Origin of the sequence: Acinetobacter sp. IK40 (assembly GCF_035615075.1) — a bacterium.
GTDB classification, from domain to species: Bacteria; Pseudomonadota; Gammaproteobacteria; order Pseudomonadales; family Moraxellaceae; genus Acinetobacter; species Acinetobacter courvalinii.
In genome coordinates this window covers 135,968-158,391 of sequence record NZ_JANBOE010000002.1, presented here as the reverse complement: position 1 = coordinate 158,391, position 22,424 = coordinate 135,968, and the positions used below count along the sequence as shown (strand labels likewise).

The 22,424-nt window shown below is 39.3% G+C and carries 29 protein-coding genes; 16 read left to right on the top strand and 13 right to left on the bottom strand.

Annotated elements, in window-relative coordinates:
• The 5 genes from cydX to MSG93_RS04715 all read left to right on the top strand — a co-directional run bounded on the left by cydX (position 1) and on the right by MSG93_RS04715 (position 2,813).
• Positions 1-102 (top strand): cytochrome bd-I oxidase subunit CydX, encoded by a 102-nt coding sequence (cydX, locus tag MSG93_RS04735; protein WP_000270276.1) that lies wholly within the window; start codon positions 1-3, stop codon positions 100-102.
• Between the two features lie 4 nt (positions 103-106).
• Positions 107-403 (top strand): cyd operon YbgE family protein, encoded by a 297-nt coding sequence (locus MSG93_RS04730; RefSeq protein WP_324620753.1) that lies wholly within the window; start codon positions 107-109, stop codon positions 401-403.
• A gap of 202 nt (positions 404-605) precedes the next feature.
• Positions 606-863, top strand: coding sequence for a hypothetical protein (locus tag MSG93_RS04725; protein WP_324620752.1), 258 nt, complete (start codon positions 606-608; stop codon positions 861-863).
• Position 864: 1 nt separating this feature from the next.
• The gene (locus tag MSG93_RS04720) at positions 865-1,152 is read left to right on the top strand and encodes a hypothetical protein (RefSeq protein ID WP_005286141.1); all 288 of its coding nucleotides are present in this window, start codon (positions 865-867) and stop codon (positions 1,150-1,152) included.
• A gap of 2 nt (positions 1,153-1,154) precedes the next feature.
• Positions 1,155-2,813 carry a PepSY-associated TM helix domain-containing protein gene (locus MSG93_RS04715; RefSeq protein ID WP_324620751.1) on the top strand — a complete coding sequence of 553 codons (1,659 nt, stop codon included), beginning with the start codon at positions 1,155-1,157 and terminating at the stop codon, positions 2,811-2,813.
• 95 nt (positions 2,814-2,908) lie between these two features.
• Here the strand turns inward: MSG93_RS04715 and MSG93_RS04710 are convergent, their stop codons facing one another.
• Positions 2,909-3,598, bottom strand: coding sequence for a DUF2057 family protein (locus MSG93_RS04710; RefSeq protein WP_005230747.1), 690 nt, complete (start codon positions 3,596-3,598; stop codon positions 2,909-2,911).
• A gap of 1,180 nt (positions 3,599-4,778) precedes the next feature.
• Entirely contained in the window at positions 4,779-5,240 is a 462-nt protein-coding gene (locus MSG93_RS04705) for a hypothetical protein (RefSeq protein ID WP_324620750.1), read from the bottom strand.
• Positions 5,241-5,662: 422 nt separating this feature from the next.
• Between MSG93_RS04705 and MSG93_RS04700 the strand changes: the two genes are divergently transcribed.
• Entirely contained in the window at positions 5,663-6,151 is a 489-nt protein-coding gene (locus MSG93_RS04700) for a pyridoxamine 5'-phosphate oxidase family protein (RefSeq protein WP_324620749.1), read from the top strand.
• Positions 6,152-6,360: 209 nt separating this feature from the next.
• On the opposite strand, the gene MSG93_RS04695 is transcribed toward MSG93_RS04700, so the two are convergent.
• From MSG93_RS04695 to MSG93_RS04675, 5 genes are all read right to left on the bottom strand, one after another.
• The gene (locus MSG93_RS04695; protein WP_005230755.1) at positions 6,361-6,957 is read right to left on the bottom strand and encodes a nitroreductase family protein; all 597 of its coding nucleotides are present in this window, start codon (positions 6,955-6,957) and stop codon (positions 6,361-6,363) included.
• A gap of 132 nt (positions 6,958-7,089) precedes the next feature.
• Positions 7,090-7,680, bottom strand: a complete 591-nt coding sequence (locus MSG93_RS04690) for a tetratricopeptide repeat protein (protein ID WP_324620748.1) — start codon at positions 7,678-7,680, stop codon at positions 7,090-7,092.
• Positions 7,681-7,781: 101 nt separating this feature from the next.
• The gene (gene ftsY, locus MSG93_RS04685; RefSeq protein WP_324620747.1) at positions 7,782-8,897 is read right to left on the bottom strand and encodes a signal recognition particle-docking protein FtsY; all 1,116 of its coding nucleotides are present in this window, start codon (positions 8,895-8,897) and stop codon (positions 7,782-7,784) included.
• 116 nt (positions 8,898-9,013) lie between these two features.
• Positions 9,014-9,343 (bottom strand): hypothetical protein, encoded by a 330-nt coding sequence (locus MSG93_RS04680; RefSeq protein WP_005230763.1) that lies wholly within the window; start codon positions 9,341-9,343, stop codon positions 9,014-9,016.
• A 113-nt stretch (positions 9,344-9,456) separates the two neighbouring features.
• On the bottom strand, positions 9,457-9,816 hold the full coding sequence (locus MSG93_RS04675; protein WP_005230764.1) for a hypothetical protein: 360 nt from the start codon (positions 9,814-9,816) through the stop codon (positions 9,457-9,459).
• A gap of 226 nt (positions 9,817-10,042) precedes the next feature.
• On the opposite strand from MSG93_RS04675, the gene MSG93_RS04670 reads away from it, so the two are divergent.
• The 3 genes from MSG93_RS04670 to MSG93_RS04660 all read left to right on the top strand — a co-directional run bounded on the left by MSG93_RS04670 (position 10,043) and on the right by MSG93_RS04660 (position 11,558).
• Positions 10,043-10,276, top strand: coding sequence for a hypothetical protein (locus MSG93_RS04670; RefSeq protein WP_005230766.1), 234 nt, complete (start codon positions 10,043-10,045; stop codon positions 10,274-10,276).
• Positions 10,277-10,610: 334 nt separating this feature from the next.
• Positions 10,611-10,988 carry a DUF2750 domain-containing protein gene (locus tag MSG93_RS04665; RefSeq protein ID WP_009512710.1) on the top strand — a complete coding sequence of 126 codons (378 nt, stop codon included), beginning with the start codon at positions 10,611-10,613 and terminating at the stop codon, positions 10,986-10,988.
• Between the two features lie 138 nt (positions 10,989-11,126).
• On the top strand, positions 11,127-11,558 hold the full coding sequence (locus MSG93_RS04660; RefSeq protein WP_005230768.1) for a CBS domain-containing protein: 432 nt from the start codon (positions 11,127-11,129) through the stop codon (positions 11,556-11,558).
• 59 nt (positions 11,559-11,617) lie between these two features.
• On the opposite strand, the gene MSG93_RS04655 is transcribed toward MSG93_RS04660, so the two are convergent.
• Positions 11,618-12,832 carry an aspartate aminotransferase family protein gene (locus tag MSG93_RS04655; RefSeq protein ID WP_324620746.1) on the bottom strand — a complete coding sequence of 405 codons (1,215 nt, stop codon included), beginning with the start codon at positions 12,830-12,832 and terminating at the stop codon, positions 11,618-11,620.
• 164 nt (positions 12,833-12,996) lie between these two features.
• Here MSG93_RS04655 and grxD point away from each other — a divergent pair, with 164 nt between their 5' ends.
• The gene (gene grxD, locus MSG93_RS04650; RefSeq protein WP_004772459.1) at positions 12,997-13,338 is read left to right on the top strand and encodes a Grx4 family monothiol glutaredoxin; all 342 of its coding nucleotides are present in this window, start codon (positions 12,997-12,999) and stop codon (positions 13,336-13,338) included.
• Between the two features lie 51 nt (positions 13,339-13,389).
• Here the strand turns inward: grxD and MSG93_RS04645 are convergent, their stop codons facing one another.
• Positions 13,390-13,713, bottom strand: a complete 324-nt coding sequence (locus MSG93_RS04645; protein ID WP_324620743.1) for a hypothetical protein — start codon at positions 13,711-13,713, stop codon at positions 13,390-13,392.
• An 88-nt stretch (positions 13,714-13,801) separates the two neighbouring features.
• On the opposite strand from MSG93_RS04645, the gene MSG93_RS04640 reads away from it, so the two are divergent.
• The gene (locus MSG93_RS04640) at positions 13,802-14,230 is read left to right on the top strand and encodes a guanosine-3',5'-bis(diphosphate) 3'-pyrophosphohydrolase (RefSeq protein WP_324620742.1); all 429 of its coding nucleotides are present in this window, start codon (positions 13,802-13,804) and stop codon (positions 14,228-14,230) included.
• A gap of 55 nt (positions 14,231-14,285) precedes the next feature.
• Complete coding sequence (locus MSG93_RS04635; RefSeq protein ID WP_324620741.1) at positions 14,286-15,206, top strand: LysR family transcriptional regulator; 921 nt, start codon at positions 14,286-14,288, stop codon at positions 15,204-15,206.
• A 31-nt stretch (positions 15,207-15,237) separates the two neighbouring features.
• Here MSG93_RS04635 and map read toward each other — a convergent pair whose 3' ends face one another.
• On the bottom strand, positions 15,238-16,032 hold the full coding sequence (gene map / locus MSG93_RS04630) for a type I methionyl aminopeptidase (protein ID WP_005286186.1): 795 nt from the start codon (positions 16,030-16,032) through the stop codon (positions 15,238-15,240).
• 358 nt (positions 16,033-16,390) lie between these two features.
• On the opposite strand from map, the gene brnQ reads away from it, so the two are divergent.
• Both brnQ and MSG93_RS04620 read left to right on the top strand, forming a co-directional pair.
• Positions 16,391-17,692: a branched-chain amino acid transport system II carrier protein gene (gene brnQ, locus MSG93_RS04625; RefSeq protein WP_005286189.1), complete on the top strand. Its 1,302-nt coding sequence runs from the start codon at positions 16,391-16,393 to the stop codon at positions 17,690-17,692.
• A 422-nt stretch (positions 17,693-18,114) separates the two neighbouring features.
• Positions 18,115-18,375 carry a hypothetical protein gene (locus MSG93_RS04620; protein WP_005230776.1) on the top strand — a complete coding sequence of 87 codons (261 nt, stop codon included), beginning with the start codon at positions 18,115-18,117 and terminating at the stop codon, positions 18,373-18,375.
• Between the two features lie 14 nt (positions 18,376-18,389).
• Here MSG93_RS04620 and MSG93_RS04615 read toward each other — a convergent pair whose 3' ends face one another.
• Complete coding sequence (locus MSG93_RS04615; protein WP_324620740.1) at positions 18,390-18,845, bottom strand: hypothetical protein; 456 nt, start codon at positions 18,843-18,845, stop codon at positions 18,390-18,392.
• A 136-nt stretch (positions 18,846-18,981) separates the two neighbouring features.
• Between MSG93_RS04615 and MSG93_RS04610 the strand changes: the two genes are divergently transcribed.
• Both MSG93_RS04610 and MSG93_RS04605 read left to right on the top strand, forming a co-directional pair.
• Positions 18,982-19,839: an alpha/beta fold hydrolase gene (locus tag MSG93_RS04610; protein ID WP_324620739.1), complete on the top strand. Its 858-nt coding sequence runs from the start codon at positions 18,982-18,984 to the stop codon at positions 19,837-19,839.
• A gap of 642 nt (positions 19,840-20,481) precedes the next feature.
• Positions 20,482-20,946: a MarR family winged helix-turn-helix transcriptional regulator gene (locus tag MSG93_RS04605; RefSeq protein ID WP_005230779.1), complete on the top strand. Its 465-nt coding sequence runs from the start codon at positions 20,482-20,484 to the stop codon at positions 20,944-20,946.
• A 50-nt stretch (positions 20,947-20,996) separates the two neighbouring features.
• Here MSG93_RS04605 and MSG93_RS04600 read toward each other — a convergent pair whose 3' ends face one another.
• Entirely contained in the window at positions 20,997-21,662 is a 666-nt protein-coding gene (locus MSG93_RS04600; RefSeq protein ID WP_005230780.1) for an SOS response-associated peptidase, read from the bottom strand.
• A 78-nt stretch (positions 21,663-21,740) separates the two neighbouring features.
• On the bottom strand, positions 21,741-22,361 hold the full coding sequence (locus tag MSG93_RS04595) for a 2OG-Fe(II) oxygenase (protein ID WP_005230781.1): 621 nt from the start codon (positions 22,359-22,361) through the stop codon (positions 21,741-21,743).
• Positions 22,362-22,424 lie beyond the last annotated feature (63 nt).

Genomic DNA, 22,424 nt, shown 5'->3' with positions numbered 1-22,424 from the left:
ATGTGGTATTTTGCATGGATTCTAGGCATTTTGATGGCATGTTTTGCAGGTGTACTCAGTGCACTGTATATCGAACATCATCAAAATTTAGATGAGGAATAATAAAATGGCTGAAGCAATGACAACACCGAAGAATCGTAAAGCGCAAGTGCTTGCAATGACCATTTCGTTTTTGTTGGCATTGCCCCTTGCTACTATTTTACTGGTCCATCCATCGCTGATGCTGGATGCTAACGGACACTATAATCATAGCCTGCTGATGCTGGTGATGATTGGAATCTCCGGTGGCTTCGTGCATGGGGTTGGATTTGTGCCAAGATTCTGGTTATGGAAATGGTTATTTAGCCCTTATATCGCCTGGCCTTTGATGATTCTCGGGTACTTTATCTGGTTAGGCCAATAAGTTATTTTCCATTGCTGTATCTTTTAAAAAAAGGCTGCCAGATCTGGTGGCCTTTTTTAATTTAGACCGTCAATAAAATTCTTATGAAGTAGCCTGATAAATTGCTCTTTGTTAGTACGATCTTAATAAATTTCTATATAAGCTCTAATTCTGCTAAAATTTAAATAATAATTATTATCATTCTTATTTATGGATTTTACCTATGTCTTTAAAACTACTCGGAATCATGGTTTCGCTTCTATCCTGTCTGGGTCTTTATCTCAGCCATCCCAATCAGCTTTTCTTAAAAACCCAACTAGGTCGTTATTCTTTTTACATAGCCCTCATCGGTTTATTGCTCGGTTTAAGCATGTTGCTTTATGCGCTGCCTTTACTCGTGGCAATCTTGATCTGGCTTGCAATTGCGACACTGGTCTGGTCGTTCGCGCCTCTGCTGATGTTCATAAAAAGGCCAAATTAAAATGAATCTACTCAAACAAAAACTTCAACCAGACTGGTGGACAAAAACGCTTACGGGTTGTTTTCTTGGCTTGAGCTTTGCGATGGCGATCGGTGCAATCATTGTTCTACTCAGTAAATCTCATACAGATTCTTCCCTAGCCCCTCAGTTAGGCATGTGGTCGATCCCGTGGTTCTGGCTATTTAGTTTCTTTATGGCCTATTTCATCCCGAAAGGTTGGCAAAGTATTGTGATTTTCAGCATTGCGAATGTGCTTGCTTATGCCCTGTTGTTCTGGTTGAGAGGTTAAAAATGAAAGTTCGCGCAGATATCATTAAAACCGGTAAAAATCTTCATACATGGGTCGGAGTCAGTGCCGGTATTCTTCTCTTCATCTGCTTTTTTGCTGGTGGACTAACCATGTTCCAGCACCAGCTGAGCCAATGGGCAACGCCTCCTCAACAAAAACTAGCGGCCATTCAACCTAACCAATATAACCAGCTCGTTGCACAGGTACAGGCACAATATCCAGAGACAAAGCAAGCCTTTACCCTGAGTTTTAGCTCACCAGATGGCCATAATGCACCGATTCAATGGCAAGCAGCACATGAGTCAGCGGAAGATCATCATGGAGTTGATATCGCTCAAACCAGTATGTTGGCAACACTCGATGCCAATGGTCAGTTGATTGCACAACAAGAGAATGTATCTAAATTAGGCTGGCTGATTGAACAACTCCATGAAACCGCAGGTATTCCCGGCATGATGGGTCATCATACTGCGGGTGTTATGGTGATGGGTGTGGTTGCAGTTCTCTACTTTCTTGCAATCATGTCCGGTCTGATCGTGTTATTGCCGACATTGATCAAAGATTATTTTGCGATCCGCCCAGGTAAAAATAAGAAACGTTTTTGGTTAGATACCCATAATGTCATTGGCATCACCAGCTTACCTTTTCATATCATTATCAGTGTTAGCGTCGTTGTTTTTGCCTTTCATGATATTTTCTACAGTGCACTTAGCCAGCTGGTCTCAAAAGACAAACCACTTTTTGAACGACCACCTGCGGTAAAAATTGTTGATCCAGCTCCACAGCTCGATGTAGAAAAGATTTTGCAGAATATACAGAAAGCTGCCCCTAATTATCGCATTGATGGTATCCGTTTCAATCAGCTGAATCATCCTGAACGGGCCTCTGCATTCGTTGCACTGTATCATCCAGATCGCATGCTACGAGGTGATACTTTTGATTATATGAGTTTTAATCCTTATCAAGATTCACCATATCCAACCAAAACCCTCTCAACAGAAGAAAGCACGGCTGCGTCACTGATCCGTTCTATGTTCGCATTACATTTTGGCAATTATGGTGGCGAACCCATTCGCTGGATTTATTTAATCTTCGGTTTAGGTGGGGCTTATTTATTTTATTCTGGCAATATCCTGTGGATTGAAACGCGCTTAAGGAAACAGAAAAATCCTAAACTGCCCGCTCCACAACAACGTAAGGATGTGATGTTTATTGCTAATCTTACGATCGGTGCCTGTCTAGGCTGTATACTGGCAATATGTGTGAGCATGCTGACTGGACGATGGGCCTACGTCATTCCAATGCAATTACAAAGTCATAACCATGTATTTATGTGTAGCTACTATTTTGTATTTATTGCTTGTATTTTATACAGTTTTCTTATTGGCGCAGCCAAAGCATTAGCTCAACTCTTCTTTGCCATTGCGGTAATTTTATTACTGATTCCATCCACCTCTATTCTCGCTTACCTATTTCCTATTCAAGGGTTATGGTATTCAACAGGGCATTTAATCTGGATAGATATTGTTGCGATATGCTTCTCTTTACTGTTTTTACGCTTTTACCAACAAGCAAGAGGTCGAGCACAAAGTGCACCAAATGGTTCGATCTGGTCTACTCAAAAACCGCATCGTACAGTTCTAACAGAAAATCAGGTTTAACGTACTGCTAGATATTTAAGTAAGAAACACTCTAATTATTTTTTAGAGGCATAAAAAAGCCGATGAGATCATCGGCCTTTTTATTGATATGAAATTTAGTTGCTTTGACCAGCTAACCATGCCATGAATTTTTGACGTTCAGCCTTAGATGCTTTTTGCCATAAATCTGCCATTTGCTGATCGGTCGTCTTTGCTGTTCCCGTTGGGGCTGTCGTTGTGACCGCAACCGGCGCAGATGCAACTACCGCTGCTTGTGAGGTAGCCCCTGAATAAACAGGTGCTGGCTGGTTTACAGCATTGTTTTTATTCTTTTGCGTTAAATCCAGGGTACGGCTTAGGAAATTATTTCCTGTAAACCAAGGTTGCGCTTCATTGTTCGCACCGGTTTGTTGTACTACAAGTTTTTTATTTTGATCATATAAAGCCACTGTCGGTTGATCAGCATATTTTTTGGCAGCATCAAAGTCTTTTGGTGCATTTACAAGCGCCAGACTATAAGACTGATTATCCTGCAAGTTAGGGGCCTGAAGCGTGACCACACCGGATTTAACGATGTCATGTTCACCGTTCAAATGCTCGAAATATTCACGATAACGCACATTGACCAGCAAATTGCCAGGATCGACCTGATAATTATTTTTCTTCGAAGGAATTAATCCGTTGTTTACTTCCTGTCCATTTACAGCAAGAATCACGATTTCTTCAGGTGCAGTGATTGTGACTGCTGAAAAAACTAAACTACTTGATAATAACCCTAAAGCAGCAACACCAACTCTTAAAGACATTAGACTCTTCTCGTTATAAACAATTTATGAAACCGTATGCACTATGCAATGCGATTATGACGATTTTATGACAAAAATTGAAACTGTCTATTGCAAGAATTTAGCTTTTTTTCAGATATCTACAGCACAAAATCAACATAAGCCAATAAATTGATTTAAGCTATTATTTATAAAGAGAAATATTACTTCATTTAAAAACGCCTACAAAATCTTTTTGCATTTTTTCACATAAGTTACCTAGCCTTTGATTTTGTTAAAATTTAAACTAGTTTCACGCAGATTAAAGGTTTATTCCAATAAGCTTTGTTCTATTGTTATTAATGTGATCGAAAAAACATTTTCAAGCCTTTTACATCATCATATCTCATCAACAGGATCAACCTTGCAATGTGGGCGTCTAAAAACGCCAGACATCACTTTTGCCAGTTTAAGCCTCATTTCAGTTCGGGCTTACAATATAAAATAAACATATCAGTACTGCGAGCATAATGCTTGCAAGCACCAAATAGAAATCTACCGTATTAAAGCTTTTTAAAAACTTAAAAATATTCATAATTATCAACCTCTTTTTATTAAAATTTTTTATATCAGATTAGATGTAACACTTTACAATAAGTTTGTAATTAGAATGTTTAAATTGTTACCAATAGGTAAATAATACTGTGTAATTATATCTAAATCAAAAAATATCCAGCATAAAAAACCACCCACAGGTGGCTAAAGACAGACTTTGGTATTTAATTGGGGTTAATAAAATAAAAATATACAATCAACATCAGCAACACAATACTTGCTAGTGTTAGATAAAATCCCATTGTATTAAAGCTTTTTAAAAATTTGATAATATTCATACTTTTCAACCCCTTGAAAAGTAAATTAAAGTAGCACAAAAAAGTTAGATTTTTAACCTATTTTTTTACCAAATAGTAAAAATAATTGATTCAACCTTCAGCTTACCTGCACTGCTTTTATAAAATAATTTCACCTATGCAAAATTGATTCTCAACGAGATCAGCCACGCATGCGAATTGATTTTTTCATCAGCTTATCTATCAATAGTACATTAATCCACCTATAAAAATAGCGATACTCTACGACATGAGAGTTCGCTTCTTAGAGAGCAAAGATGTGGGTAGTTCAATAAACTGTCTACCCCATCTTTTAAGACAAGGGGAGCTTTTTAATCTCCGATAGGAATCGTTAATTTAAGCTGGTCGCTTCGATGTGCTATAGGCGAAGGATTGTATTTTACAATTTTCTGTTGATAGTCCCGATTTGAAATTACTCCTCTATTACGGGCTTTTTCTAATGAACTGAGTTGTTGACCATTTCCATGCGCATCTAAAGCCCCATAATGTCTATGCTCCAGATAATACTGGGCTCTATCATGCGGACTCATGTTAGCGGTATTTGCTTGAATTTCGTGTAAATTCTCTAAATCTTGAGTGCGTTGATTGATCTGATCCTGTTCTTGCTGTTTCAATGACTCAAAAAAATCGACCTGCTGATCGTTTTTGAGCTCCAATTGGGTGTCCTCCTTCTGCAACACCAATATAGACTGAGGCTTAGCCAATACATCATCAGCACTAAACACCGAACCAGAAGCAACCGTAGTTATAGAAAGAATTAGTATTTTTTTCAAAAAAGCCACCCGTTAAAAAAACAAATAAAGACAAGTGTATATTTTACACTTTTCACATAATTATTTCAAATTTAGCATTATAAAACAAAAACTTATAATTAAAACCACAAATCATAACCAGTTATAAAAATGAACAGGACTCAACAATTCCAGCTTCCTAATCTCATACTTTTTAAGGGAATTAATTCATGCGTTGATGTTTGTGCCCAAGCTCAGCTCTCGTGGGCTTAATTATCTTTTGACACGTTTTAAGCCATTTTTTTAAAAGATATTGAGATCATTCGATTTAAATATTTTTTAATAATTTCATTAACAGGAAAACAGCATTTCTAGCTGGATAAAACAAATAGCGCACAAACCGAAACCCTTAACCCTTTTATTTTCAGTGATATTGGAAAAACAAACTTTAGGAGAATTTCGTCATGAACAACCTGAATAGTGAATATCAAGAATTAAATCAGCTACTTAAAGGCATTAAATTTGCCATGATCACGTTTATTACTGAAAAAGGTCATTTGCATTCAGCACCAATGACCACACAGGATACTGATTTTGATGGAGTGGTCTGGTTTTTAGGTTCTAAAAGTTCAGAGCTTGTAAAAAGTATTCCTCAAAACCATCAAGTCAATTTGGGTTATAGCAATACATCAAATAATGACTATGTCTCAATTAATGGCGTGGCTGAGTGTGTAAATGACCCTGCAAAGCTGGATGAAATATGGTCTTCGGCTTATGAGGCATTCTTTGAACAGGGTAAAACCGATCCTGACATTCAACTGCTTCGTGTGAACTGTAATGGAGCCCAATACTGGAAAGGTTCAGGTAAGATAGCGACCCTTTTTAAACTGGCTAAAGCTTCGGTCACAGGTGAATCGGAACAATTGGGCACAACCAAAAGCATTTCCCTGTAAATTGATTGTGTTTATTCAAGACAAGCTTCATTTAGTCATGCATTCTGCAGGTAACGTCCAGTCCTTCATTTTAACTGTTAGACCTCTTACTTCACGTAAAAATGATGTCTAGGCTATCCATTGGGATATACAGGATAAATGCAATCTGCATATTTTATGCAAACAAAAAAAGAGCACTCAAGGTGCTCTTTTTACTGCGCATTCTTTACTTAGTTAAAAGTTTTGAAACGTGCTGCATCATCCATATATGTTTTTTCACCCGCAGCAGCTTCGATAGAACCGAATACCAACTGAGCGCGTAATTTCCAGTTCGCAGGAATATCAAATGTTTCTGCAACTTCAGCATCAATAATTGGATTGTAATGTTGTAATGACGCACCAACACCAATTTCAGATAAAGCAGTCCAAGTGGCAAACTGTGCAATCGCACTTGAATGTTCTGACCATACCGGGAAGTTATCTGCATATAACGCAAATTGTTCTTGTAAACCTTTCACAACATCTTGGTCTTCATAGAATAACGCTGTACCAAAGCCTGCTGCAAAGCTATCAATTTTCGCACTTGTATTAGCGAAAGCTTCTGCTGGAACCATTTTACGTAATGTTTCACGTACAATTTCCCAGAACTTAGTGTGAGACTCACCATATAAAGTCACAACACGAGAAGTTTGTGAGTTAAATGATGATGGGCTTTGTTTTACAGCTTCACGGATCGTTTCTTCAATTGTAGCTTGGTCTACAGTCAGGTTTTTACCAATTGCATAAATTGTACGACGTGATTTAATACTATTTAAGAAGTTGCTCATGTTGTTATTCCTACCTTGTGCCCTGGGGCGTTATCTTGGATTGAATGTAGTGTATAACGACATATTTTTTAGGAATAGTCTAAAAAACATGACAGATCGTTTTATTTTTGAAACAATTAAAATCCTCTTGCATTAATCCGCTTCTGCGCTCGCTTCTTCTGCCTCAACCACAGGAATCACCCAGTCTTTTGAAATCATTTTGTATTTCTTCTGTCCTGCTTGATCGAGTTGCTTAAGTAAATAAGACATCCTTAAATAATGCTGTGCATCCAGATCTCCCTGTTCGGCTGCCTTAAAATACCATTGATGGGCTTTATTATTATCTTTCTGCACACCCCGCCCATGCGCATACATCACCCCCAGATTATATTGTGCATTGCTATCGCCTTGATGGGCTGCACGTTGATACCACTCAAAAGCCTTTTTATGATCCTGTGCGATTCCTTTGCCATTTTCATACATCCAGGCTAAATTATTCTGAGCGTTAACATTTCCTTTATCTGCGGCCATAAGATACCAATGTACTGCTTTAGCATTATCTTGTTCAACTCCGTCGCCATCCGCATACATCGTCGCTAAAGAATATTGTGCTTCACTATCACCTTGTTCAGCATATTGGGTGAGTGTGTTTATGGCATCAGTATCGCCTAAGGCCAATACTGGAGTTGTGCCTAAGAGGCTGGTTAACATAATAAAGGCTAAAGGTTTTAAGAAAAAATTCATGTTAAAGGCTCTTTTTTAAATTATTCATGTATTTTTTTAAAAGTTTATTTTTAAAAAAATAAAAGCCGAAAACTCGGCTTTTATTACATATAAAAAACGATTTATTTATCTGTTTCAAATAACGCAGCAACAAATGATTTTGCTGAGAATGGACGTAAATCATCAATCTTCTCACCTACACCAATATAGCGAATCGGCACATGAGTACGGCTTGCAATATTGAACAAGACGCCACCTTTTGCTGTGCCATCCAGTTTGGTAATGGTGATACCGGTGAGACCAACAGCCTCGTCAAACAGCTGTACCTGATTAATCGCATTTTGACCGGTGCCCGCATCTACAATCAGCATGATTTCATGCGGTGCGGTTGCATCGATCTTTTGCATGACACGTTTTACTTTTTTCAACTCTTCCATCAGGTTGGCTTTGTTTTGCAGACGTCCAGCGGTATCTGCAATCAATACATCAATGCCTTTGGCACGTGCACTTTCAAATGCATCAAAGATCACAGACGCACTGTCAGCGCCATGGCCCTGTGCAACGACTGGAATGTCATTACGCTCACCCCATATTTGCAATTGTTCAGTTGCGGCTGCACGGAAGGTATCACCCGCAGCCAGCATGACTTTCTTGCCTTCCCCCTGTAAACGCTTGGCCAGTTTACCGATGGTTGTGGTTTTGCCTACACCATTTACACCCACCATCAAAATCACATACGGTGATTTATTCGGATCAATATGTAGCGGTTTAACACGGGGTGCCAATAAAGCAACCAATTCTTCTTGCAACGCCTTGTATAAAGCATGTGAGTAGATTAAATCTCCACGCGCAGTACGTTCAGTCAGATTCGCAATAATGGTTTTGGTCGCATCCACACCAATATCTGCCACTAAAAGCTGCTCTTCAACTTCTTCCAAGAGCTCATCATCAATTTCTTTACCGCCAATCAGAATGTTGACCATACCATCCGTAAAACTACGGCGGGTTTTGGTCAATCCATCTTTCATACGACCAAAGAAACCTGTTGATTTGGCTTCTTCTTCAACCACTGGCACAACAGGTTCTACCGCAGCAGTAACAGCTGGCTCTATTGGCTTTTGTACTGCAGGCTCTATAATGGGAACATCGACAGCAGGTAAACTTGGTAAGGTGACATCATCATCGCCGATATCAGCATTTATCAAGAATTTATTTTGCATATTCGATTGCTGTTGCATGTCGATTCCTTGAAAGTAAAGCAGCTTTTAAAATGGGGCCAGTCTAGCATAAATTGCTATCCTTTTCCCGAATAAGGCAATGCATTCATTTATAATGGAAATGAGTCGATTAAAACTCACTCATCTTCTTTTGCCATCGCTGGATATTGTTTAATCCGGTTCGATTCAAATTGATAAGCATTTAATAATTTTAAATAATTAATACGGCGAATGGGAGTCTGCTCTAACACCTCAATGGCCATATGCTGGGTCCGCGGATGGCTGGCCTGATGAGCAAACTGCACCACTTGCTGATATTGCAATGAACTGACTGGACGTAATAATGCGTTATACGCAAGTATAAAAATGGACAAAATAATAATAGCGACCAAAATATTATAAAATTGGTCGAGTTTGAATCCTACTCTGGATTGCATCAATTTATGTTTAGAAAGTATAGACAACATAACCTACCTCGAATTAGAGGTAGTGTATGTCTCTGATTCGCTTAGGACAAGTACCACGTTCAATAAGTCACAATTCCACAACCTATTGAACATGCAAATAACTTTAGCCGTGATTAACTGACCAGCGAACGTACAAAAGCAAAGTACAGGATAAATGCGATTATCACCAAAACAATGAAAATCGCAAACATGCCGACTCCACTTTCTGCATCAGCGGGATGCAAATCGTCATCGTCGGCAATATTCCTCAGCTCTCCATCATAAATTTTATAAAAACGGTCTTTCTGCTCAGGGCTTAAATGGCTGGCAAAGTCATACACACGTTTGCGTTGTGCCAGACAATAGTCACCTAAATGAATTTCCTGATGAAAGATCGCTTCATCCAATAATTTACGGTGATGATGCGCTAGCGCAATAATCTGGCTTTCTAATGGTGGAACATCAACATTCACACCATCAATGACATTTGACATGTTATTCTCCTTTTCTCTTATTCTCACTTTGATTCTACTTAAAATTATTTGTGGTAAATGTTTAATCGTGTAAGCTTTTATTTACGCAAAATTGCTGAATATATTTGACAATTCCATCAATTTGTCATATTACTTTAATAATTCTAAGTTAAAGTAGCTTAAATTCGAAGTAGTATAACTTTGGATAGAATTTGCGGTAATCATAATTAAAATAAGGAGTTATTATATGATTCAACATGTTACACACCATGAACTAGAGCATCTATATGCAAATGCGGTCAATACAATTCAATCGCAAAAAAACTTCCAAGATGCAGTAAAAGAGCTTGAGGAAGTTGCTAAAGCAGGCCACGGCAAAGCGGCACTATTTTTAGCAGAATTGTATTATCAAGGCTTCCGAGTAGAACGAGATTCCTTAAAAGCCCAGTATTGGCAGAAGATGGCAACCCTCCAAGCTTAAAGAAACGTCCTTGCGCTATATCAAAGCTTTTATCGCTTTGATTTGCTCAGGTGGCGTTTTTTTAATGCCTGTTAAATTATAATGTGTAAAATGATCTCTACTTCTCCATTGGTACTGCATTAAAACATTAAGCTACCCAGATCAAATTTCCTGATTACTAAAAATACAATAATTCTATTTTATCCAACGCCTTAGCTTACAAATTCAAAGAACTTACCAATCAATTATCTAAGCAACTACAATATTTGCTTACGATTTTAGTCAATTGTTAAACATAAATGACATCTAGATTTCTTATAATGAGCCATAAGTTTAAGAATATTAGTTCAATAACATGTATCGCTTTAACCATTTTCAGCCGGTTTCACGAGAGTTGATGATTAAAATTTCAATTCTAAAAACAATGATGTACTGTGGTGCACTTTGGGGCCTTTACCATCAAGGTTGGGCAATCAAATCAGATCAGGACGGTCATGTCTTCCCTTTCTGGCTCAATGGGGTTCAAGCCCATCGTTATGCCAAGGCCAACTGGAAACACTACACGCCACGGAAAATCACCCCTAAGGACTTTCATGAGTCCTTGCTTCCCACCTTAACCCGTTTACAGGTTGAACCTGCATTATTCAACTCATCACACCGCAAATTTAAGCTTTCAACCCAGCAAATGCAGCATTTCTTTTTTATGCCACGCGAAGCGGTCATACCTGCTTAAAATTTACTTGCAGACCAATGATGACTTTTTGAACATTTATGCGCAAAAGTTATCATTGGAATGAAATTAGCGCTTTGCAATTAAAAAAAATACCGTTAAGTTAAATGAAAACGACAATACAACACAGGTGGATAAACAATGACAATCGTTGCTCAAGTCATCAAGAATAAAGCAGTACAATCCATTTTTACGATTTCACCCAATGCGACTGTACTTGAAGCAATTAAGATCATGGCCGAGAAAGGTGTTGGGGCCTTGGTTGTTGCTGAAGATGAAAAAGTCGTTGGCATTTTTTCCGAACGTGACTACACCCGCAAAATTGCCCTGATGGAACGTTCTTCCAATAATACGCCTGTTGCAGATATTATGACCTCAAAAGTGATCTCGGTCAGCCTGAATCATACCGTAGAAGAATGTTTACAACTCATGACCGATCGACACTTACGTCATCTGCCAGTACTGGATCAGGAAAAGCTGGTGGGCTTTATCTCGATTGGAGATCTGGTAAAAGCAGCGATGGACGATCAACGTATTCTGATTGAACAGTTACAACAATATATTTCTGGTTGATTTTAATCAAACATAAAAAAGGGCAAATGAATTGCCCTTTTTTTATGAATATTAGCTATTTAAGCTTTGAGAAAATTCTGGATGGCAGGGACCAGACGTTTAAGCAATTCATCTGCTTGTGCTTGAGTCATATTCAAAGGTGGGAGTAAACGCACCACAGAACCTGCAGTCACATTAATAATCAACTGATATTGATCACGTGCAATAGCAACCAGCTCGGCACAGTCTTTTGGCAATTGAATCCCGATCATCATGCCGAAACCACGCACCTGAACATGATGATCCGCCAATTGCGCTCTTAACTGATCAACAATATACGCACCTACGGTTGCCGCATTTTCAACAGCATTCTCTTTTTCCAGCGTATCCAGCACCGTGTAAACCACACGTGAACCCAATACCGTACCGCCATAGGTTGAACCATGACTGCCTGCACCCAGCAAGCCTACCGCTTTACCTTGGGTCATCACCGCACCTACAGGAAAGCCATTCCCCAAACCTTTTGCCGTGGTCATGACATCAGGAATGATATTGGTATGCTGATAGGCAAAATATTTACCGGTACGGCCATTGCCAGTCTGGATCTCATCTAGCATCATCAACCAGTTGTGCTGATTACATAAAGCACGTACCTCTTCCAGGTAGCTAAAGCCCTGAGGTGCAGTATTTACCCCACCTTCGCCTTGAATGGGTTCAATCAGGATCGCCACGATATCTGGATGAGTAATGGCTGCTTCCTGAATTGCTTCAACATCGCCAAATGGCACACGAACAAAGCCCTCTACTAAGGGAGCAAAACCTTCCTGTACTTTCTTGTTACCTGTTGCAGATAAGGTTGCAAGTGTACGGCCATGGAAAGATTGTTCTGCCACTAAAATTTTAGGATTGACAATCCCTTGTTGCGACCCGAACTTACGCGCAATTTTAATCGCACCTTCATTGGATTCCGCCCCGCTATTGGAGAAGAAGATTTCCTGCATTCCAGAAACTTCAGCCAGTTTTTGTGCTGCCGCCGTTTGCCAAGGAATTTCAAATAAATTACTGGTGTGAACCAGAGTTGCAGCCTGTTCAGCGATCGCTTCAGCAATTACCGGATGAGCATGCCCTAATCCACATACCGCAATCCCGGTTAATGCATCTAAATACTCGGTTCCATCTGCGGTATATAAATGCGCCCCTCGCCCTCGTACAAAGCTGATCGCCTGACGACCATAGGTCGCCATAAGATGTGTGGGTTGATCAGGTTGCACGGGAGCAAGAGTGATATTAGTCATAACAAACTCAATCTATCAGTAGTTGGAGTGGAAAAAGTTATATAAGCAAAAACTTGCATAGATTGAAAGCTTAAAGTCACTTTTATACAAGAAAAATCTTTTGCAATCCTCCGCCACGCTTTTTTTTAGGTATAATGCAGAAAGATTAGTAGAGGATCCTATCTATGACGGAACAAGCGCGTGATACAGTAGCGTTAATTCGTGATCAAATTGCGAAACACCCTGTTTTACTTTACATGAAAGGCACTCCACAATTCCCGCAATGTGGTTTTTCTGCTCGTGCAGTAGAAGCACTTAGCCAAATTGGTCGTCCATTTGCCTACGTAAATATCTTGGAAAATCAAGATATTCGTGCAACTTTGCCGCAAATTGCAAACTGGCCTACTTTCCCACAACTCTGGGTCAATGGCGAGTTGATTGGCGGTAGCGATATTATGCTTGAAATGTTCCAGAATGGTGAGTTAAAGCCATTGGTTGAACAGTACAGCCCAGCGCCTGAAGCATAAGCTGTAAAGCAAAAAGCCAATCACATGATTGGCTTTTTTATTGGGAGTTGTTTAGTTTTGGCTAAAGCCTACATAGCGAAACATACCTTCTACCCCCAAATCGGCTTTAAAAATTTGCATTTCAGGATAATTTGCCTGACTCACCGTGGCGAAAATATTCATATTCGGATCTTCATGAATTTCATCAACCGATTGTGACAAAACCTCGTCGAAACGATCGGCGATAAATTCAAAGCCTAAATCCATGGCCATAAATAAGGTATGTTCACAAGGTTGGATATACTGTTCCTGTTCCCAATCTAAAACGGCATGCTGGCAATACGGACAAGCAATATTTTGAGTAGCATCGGCAATGTGAATAAGTTGATAGGACATAATAATAAAGCATCAAAAATTTGATCCAGTTTAAAAGAATATGATGCCTGAATCTATCGTCTATACTTTGAATGAGAGGATTTCAATCATGGCAACACTTGAACGGGCGATTTCACTTGCAGCAGAACGGCATGCAGGCCAAGTAGATAAAGCCGATGCCCCCTACATTCTGCATCCCTTGAGAGTGATGCTCAACATGCCGGATATAGAGCACAAAATCGTTGCGGTTTTGCATGATATTCTAGAGGATACCGCAACTACGACGGATGAGCTGTATGCGCTTGGTTTTCCAACGCATTTGATCGACGCAATTGTTGCCCTGACAAAACAGCAGGGTGAATCGCGTATACAGGCTGCGCAGCGCACGGTACAGAATCCGATTGCACGTATTGTGAAACTGGCTGATCTCACCGACAATATGGACTTATCACGGATTCAGTCTCCGACAATGAAAGATTTTGAACGATTGAAACAATATCAACAGGTTCGAGATATCTTATTATCCCAAAATGTTTAATAATTACATTTATACTGTTTTAACCTGAACACAATAAGCTGGAGTTTATAGCGTAATGCTAACGGATTTAGATGATTTTTATTGCTTTGCGCTGGTGGTTGAACACGGCGGTTTTAGTGCAGCAGAACGTGCAACCGATATTCCTAAATCTAAACTCAGTCGTCGGGTATACAACCTCGAAGAGCAACTTGGTGTACGTCTGATTCAGCGTAGTTCGCGTCATTTCGCCGTGACCGATATCGGCATGGATGTATACCGCCATGCACAAGTCATGATGAATGCGGCGCAAGCAGCGCATGATGTGGTCAATCATTTAAGTAGCCAGCCGCGTGGTGTGATCAAAGTCAGTGTGCCGGTCGACATTGCCCAGAACCAGATGGCAAAAATCCTGCCAGCTTTCTTGAAAAAATATCCTGAAGTACGTGTTCAGATGATGGTGAGCAATCGCCGTGTGGACGTGATTAATGAAGGCATTGATCTGGCCTTACGGGTGCGCTCTAAACTGGATGATGATCCAAATCTGGTGCTCAGACAGTTTGAAGCGATTGAACAACGGCTTTTTGCCAGTCAGGCTTATTTAAATGAGTTTGGCAATCTCACTACACCAGAACAACTGCCTGAACATCGAATTATCAGCATGGCTGAAGATCATCTTGATCAGCAATTTCTGTTAACAGGTCCGGATCAGCAGCAGAAAAAGATTAAGGTCAACCCGGTCATTATGGGCTCAAATCTTTTGATGCTGGCCGAGCTGGCAATACAAAATTGTGGAATTGCCTTATTACCGGACAGCATTGCACAAGACTTTGTTAAAACAGGACAACTGGTAACCGTACTACCAGAGTGGACCGCTCCGCATGGTATTTTCCATGCCGTCTATCCATCCCGCCGTGGCCTATTACCCGCTGTACGCGTCTTTATTGACTATCTGGTTGAGCAACTCACCCAATGCTCAACAAAGAAAAGGCCCGGTTGATATCCGAGCCTTTTCGACATCACAATAATAATTAAACGGCTGGATAATGCCCTGTACCTTCCGGCCACGGGGTAAGTAATTCAAAACCATCATCCGTTACCGCAACCATATGTTCCCATTGCGCTGACAGTGATTTGTCTTTAGTGACCACCGTCCAGCCATCATTAAGTTCTTTGACATGAGGTTTGCCTGCATTGACCATCGGCTCAATGGTAAAGACCATGCCCTTTTTCAGGACCATGCCCTGACCCTTTTGTCCGTAATGTAAAATATTGGGCTGTTCATGATAGATACGACCGATACCATGCCCACAATATTCACGAACAATGCTATAGCCGGCATTCTGGGCAACGGTCTGGATTGCATGCCCAATATCACCCAATGTTGCACCCGGTTTGACGGTATGAATGCCTGCCAACATGGCTGCATAAGTGGTTTCGACCAGTTTCTTGGCCTCAGCGCTTGGTTGACCGACAAAATACATGCGGCTGGTATCACCGAAATAGCCATCTTTAATCACGGCAACGTCGATATTCAAGATATCACCGTCCTGCAAAATCTTTTTGGCAGAAGGAATCGCATGACATACTTCTTCATTCACAGAAATACAGGTCGTCTTGGTAAAACCGTGATAACCAACATTGGCTGGAATCACCTGCAAGGTATTCACGATATAATCATTGCAGATATCATCTAAATATTCAGTTGAAACACCCGGTTTAATATACGCACCGATCATTTCTAACACTTGTGCCGCCAAACGACCTGAGATTCTTAATTTCTCAAGATCTTGTTCAGTTTTAATGGTCACAGTAGAAGCTCTCATTCGAGATTTTCCTTATTCATCTATCAGATTAATTTCACATGCAAGCAAAAGATATGAGGGCTGCATAAAGTATTTCAATAGTTGTACGCCCTTGCATGGAAATCTTCAATCTTTTTAAGACTAAAAGCGTACTTTTATTTTACATTTAATTTCGATTGTGCTGATTGAGAAAAGACATCAGCACTTTTTATTTTCTGAGTTTTAAAAACCTTTTCAATGCATTAGCTTTACCACAGCTAATTATATGATTTTCATAATTTCTTTTTAGTCAAAAAACAGACAATTTTCACATAAATTAGTTTCAAAAGAACGCTTTTTTATTCTAAAATTTGCACTTTTATTTTATGCCTCCCTCTTTATGAATCAACTTCGTACAGGAGATATCATTGCTTTAGGGTTTATGACCTTTGCGTTATTTATTGGCGCAGGCAATATTATCTTTCCTCCTATCGTTGCGCAGCAGGCTGGTGAACATGTCTGGCTGGCCGCTTTCGGTTTCTTAATTACTGCAGTTGGTTTACCTGTGATTACGATCATGGCTTTATCTCGCATGAAAGGCTCGATCGAAATCATCAGTTCGCCGCTTGGCCGTTTCTTTAGCTTACTGCTCACCATTGCTTGCTACCTGACTGTAGGACCTCTATTCGCGACACCCCGTACAGCAACCGTTTCTTATGAAATTGGCTTTGCTCCTTATTTTGGTACCTCCGGTAGCAGCCTTTTTATCTATAGTATTGTTTATTTTGCTTTTGTGACTGCAGTTTCGCTGTATCCCAACAAACTGCTCGATACTGTAGGCCATGTACTGGCGCCTTTAAAAATCATTGCCTTGGCCATTTTAGGGATTGCCGCTTTTGCTATTCCAACCGGTCTGATTTCACCTGCAGTGAATAATTATGTCAGCAGTCCGGTATCTGAAGGTTTCGTCAGTGGTTATCTCACCATGGATACCTTGGGTGCGTTAGTATTCGGTATTGTGATTATTCAGGCGATTCAATCTCGTGGTGTCACAGATACCAAGCTCATTACCAAATATGCCATTATTGCAAGTTTGATTGCCGGTGTAGGACTGACCCTGGTCTATATCAGTTTATTTAAACTGGGTTTAGGCAGTCACGAAGTTGCGCCTGACGCAGCCAATGGTGCCATCATCCTCCATGCTTATGTACAGCATGCGTTTGGTGATTACGGTTCTTACTTCCTCACCTGTCTGATTTTCCTTGCCTGTATGGTGACTGCGATTGGCCTGACCTGTGCTTGTGCAGAATATTTTAATGAATTAACCGGTTTATCTTATAAATTGCTTGTTTTCATTCTGACTGGCTTCTCGTTATTAATTTCCAATCTGGGTTTAACCAAGCTGATTGCTTTCTCTGTACCTGTACTGAGTGCCATTTACCCGCCAGCAATTGTTGTGATCATGCTCAGCTTTTTCTGGAAACGTTGGAATAATCCTTCTATTGTGGTTGGATCAGTTACCGCTATTGCGTTTCTATTCGGCATTGTTGAAGCAATTAAAGCTGCCGGCTTTACCGCACAACTTCCAGCATTTATTCAGCACTTACCTTTAAATGAACAAAACCTTGCATGGTTACTCCCATCCCTGGCTGTTCTGGTAATTGCGATTGTGATTGACCGAGCGATGGCTCAGAAAAAGTAAAATGATTTGTCGTTAAAATGATGTTTTACCCAAACATGATTTTAGCTATACAAAAAATGTTCTTTTATCCAATGTTCATTTTTTGTTTACGACAAATCTTTCTTTTTTGATCAGGCAAGCATAAAAATTACTTATTTACATTGATGTGGTGATAGTAGATATTTTACGATAAAGTGATATCACTCACTTTATATACCCCTTATAAATATTTCATATTGTAAAAATATCGACCAATATTTAACTAAAAAATACTATAAATTAATATAAAAAATACTTTAAACCTTTATAAATCAATACATTCAAAAATTTATTTTCAAAATCCCTCTTTTTGCTCTTGAAATGCTCAGAAAATACCAGTACAACTTAAAAAACAATTCAGACAAAAACGCATGGTTTTGTCGTCACAACAAGGAGGGATGGAGATGTTATCAATACATTTCAACAAGCAAGTCTTCATTAACGCTCTGAAGGCAAATGATACAGTAGTATATGCAACCACAACGCTCGCCTTAATGGTTACGTTGTTATTTCAAGGCACAATTAAAGGTAATTTAAAACCTGAATATTTTGCATATGCATTGATTGTCTCTGTTGCCTTTTGTATGTGGGCGATCGTCGATCGAAAGTTTCGACAGTTAAGCGTAGCACGCCAAAAAAATTCTCTAGGGAGAATGGATGAGTAATCATCCATTTTTTTTTAATTTAAAAACTTCGCTATCGTTCCACATAACAATACTGTTGTAGCACCCAACTCGACAATAATTAAACTTAACATCATTAATGACATGCACCATGCTGGCAAATTCAACCGCCCCACTTTATGCGGTTGCTTAAACTGATTGGTGGTGTCCTTTAATACACCATGCAAGATATAAATCAAAATCGACATCGCAAAAAAGAATAAGTTTGCAACCACACAGAATAAAACAAGCTGATCAGATAAAACCGTGAAATAGCTAAGTGCAGCTAAAATCAGGCTTGCAGATGCATATAGCAGACTACTCCGATGAGCGATATCGACATAATAGTGTGCTCTGGCCAGTTCAGACTGTCTGATCTGATAATACTTCCAGACCCCGGTTACCATGCCCACCCAAAGAAAAATACCACTGAATACAATAGCCAATTGCGTTGCTGTATTTAATACATACATGTTCTTTCCAGATTTCCTATACTTTGTTTTATACGGTTATATAACATAAAGTTTGACTTTTAAGTCATTTTTTAAATGGGTTTCTTTTTGGAACTTATGTAAAGTAATCCTATATATACATAAGAGTATCGTTTCCATGAATAGCGTTGAATCTTTCTGGATCAGTTGCAAGGACGGTTATCAACTTGCTGCTCAATTCTATCCAGCACTCAATTCCGATAAGTCCTACCCGATTCTAATCTGCCCAGCGACTGGTATCACCAAAAATTTTTATCATGCATTTGCCCAATGGTTGAATCAACAAGGTTATCCAGTATTGAGTTTTGATTTCCGTGGAATTGGGGAATCCTTACATGGTGCATTAAAAGACTCCACAGCAAGCATTAATGACTGGGGAATTTATGACATTCCTGCTGCAATTGAGGCATTGTTGAATCGTACACAAGCGGAAAAAGTCATTATTGTTGGCCATAGTGCCGGAGGACAACTGCTTGGCATCGCATCAAATTATCACAAGGTTGCCAAAGTATTAGCAATTGCGGGCTCAACAGGCCATGTCAAAGGCCTCAAAGGTAAAACCAAGGTACTGGCACCGCTGATGTTCAATATCATTTTCCCAGTTTCAAGCTTTGTTAAAGGTTATGGCGCAACCCAATTTATCGGGATGGGCGAAAACCTGCCTAAAAATGTTGCAAAGCAATGGGCTGAGTTTTGTAGTAAGCCCGGTTATGTCATGAATGCCATAGGAAAAACTATTTTTGAAGATTATCATCAGCAAATTCTATGCCCTATCACCTCCTTCTGGGCAACCGATGATGAAATTGCCACGCACAGCAATGTCAAAGATTTACTTCGTTTGTATCCGAATGCACAGACCAAATTAATTGAACTGAATCCGCAACAGCTCGGTTATAAGCGGATTGGACACATGCTGATGTTCAAGAAATCACATCAAAAGATCTGGCCAATATTGGAAAGTGAATTACGGATTTAATCTGGACGTTTTAAAAGGTTTAAGTTCATTGCCTGTTCTGTTTTGCGCATCTCAACCTGTAATCCTGTTGAGATGCATTTTTTTTGTATGCTGTATCTAAAAAAACACAACACAACCTGATTGCCCTAAGCATCTTTTTATAAATTTACAAGAAAAGTGTGACAAAGAATGTATTTATTCATCTTTTAAAAAAGATTCCACAAGTCATATTTTAACCAATTGTTCAAAGCAAACTTATGTATTCGCTATTTATTTAAGCTTTATTTATTTTATAAATATATTGATTTTGTATATTTATGACATTTTAGACAGAAATTTTTATAAAAATGTCACGTCAAAATTCGTATTTTTTTTCTACAATACAAATATTCTATAGTCCAGCACAGCTGTAAAACTGTAGAATCCCGTTAGGGGTTAGACGACTGGATAGTTCATCTTTAATAGCTGATTTATGTGACTTTTATGATGACTTCTCTATTCAGAACAAAGATAATTCAAAAATTATCTTCGGACAAAGATGTTAAAAATGGAATGTTAAAAAAATCAGGAAAGGGATTTTTGTTAACAGGCAAATTGTAGACATTTCATGGAATCTTAGAGCTAAATTGGATTAGCTCCTTGTGCAAGCATAGGAAATAAGTAATGCCAAAAAAATATGCGCGTTTTTTACCTACAGCCGATTCATTTAATCTGGAAGACTTCCCTTTTTACTGGATTTCTCAAGTAAATGCTCAGTATGTCCAAAACATCGATAATGTACTGAAAAAGTATGGTCTAGACAATTCACGTCGCCGTATTCTGATTGCCTTGCACGTCAAACCTCATGCCAGTGTGTCTGAACTTTCCGAAATGGTTATTTCAAAAATGTCGACCACAACCAAGATCGTGTACCGCCTCAAAGATGAAGGCTATATTGATACTTATTCGTGCAAGGAAGATGGACGCATTACTCGTGTTCATCTGACTGAAAAAGGTCAGGAAATGATTACCAAAATCAATGATCTGACCGCCATAATCCTGGAACAGTCTTTTGACGGTTTGACACCATTACAAATCGAGAAGACCATGGAAATCCTGCGACATATGTTTAAAAATCTCGCACGTTAATACAATGATAAAAAAGGCTTCATCAGGAAGCCTTTTTTTGATTTGAAAAATTAAAAATCAAACATATTTAATTGTGGTGTGACTTTTTCTATTTTTGCCTTTGGTACATGTAGGCACTCAAACTCTTCCACCGGAAAACCTTGCATAAACTCATACAGCTGATGAGGTTGTTTTAAGCTTAACCATTCATCTAAGCGCTCATGCGGAATCACCACGACCGACCGTTTAACATCACCCGGTTCATGGAAATCCTTCATCATCGGGTGGTCTATGGCATCCATGGTCAGCATGGTGGCCGAACGGATCACCTGATCATTCAGTTTGCGGATCTCATATAACGCTGCGATAAAGAAAGCTTTTCCATCCTTGCGACGCACTGCCCAACGTTGCGGCTTATTATCAATATACTTGCTTTCATAAAACTCGGTCACTGGAATGACGCCGAACTTACATTTGGAGGCAGCTTCCAGAAAACTCGGTTTTTGAAACAGTGTTTCATGTCGGGCATTATAGGTATGCTTGGAAATATTGGTATCTTCCGACCATTTCGGCACCAAACCAAATAACACCTCACGCCATTCATAGCCGTGGTCCGATTTAAATAGCAACGGGGTTTTATAGCTCGGATAGACCTCTTCCACATATTCAAATGGAATCGGAGGCAAGCCCAACTGCAGCGCTTGCTCAATGGTCAAGGGTTTAAAATTGGCACACATGACTGTTATATGGGTGTAATTCGCAAAGTTTAAAGTTAAAAAAAGGAGGTTTATTCACCTCCCTTTTTATGGAAAAATTTATCCAAATAATTTTTTCATCTTTGCACTTAAACCATGAATAAAGCGGTGCTTGGCATTGGCTTTATCGCTGGTTAAAAAATTGATCTGGATTGATTGACGTTGACCTTCATAAGGAACATAGCCATGCCAGCCATTATCCGTGACTTTAAAGGCAACTAATGTACCTGGACCCGCATCAATCTCAGCCACATAGTCATCCATGTTCTTTTCATCATTCAAGATACGTAGACGACCTGTAGGCGCATCCCAAGATTCATTTAAATAAATAAGGATAGTCAGCAATTTGGTTTTTGAATCCGAGTGAATCCGGCCATCTTTTTGACGTGAATAACCACGTAACGTGATCATCATCGGATGTTCCATCACATCCACATCAAATTTTTCAGTTAAAATCTGGCGAAATTCTTTGGTATCTAATGATTTTAAGAAACGATCAAAATTAGGCTTAATTTCAACATCTTCAATGTTATAGCTTCCACCTTGTTCAATCTTTGGAAAATCCTGAATCACAGCTTTCACTTCGCTGTCTACAATTGAATTTTCCACTACAAAGTAAGGATATGGCGTAGTTGAAACCTGCGCCTGTTTTAAAGCATCTAATTTTAGAATTTGTGACATCGCTATGATTCGGCTAAATGATCAAACTGCGATAATTATAACAAATATTTCAGCGCTAATCTG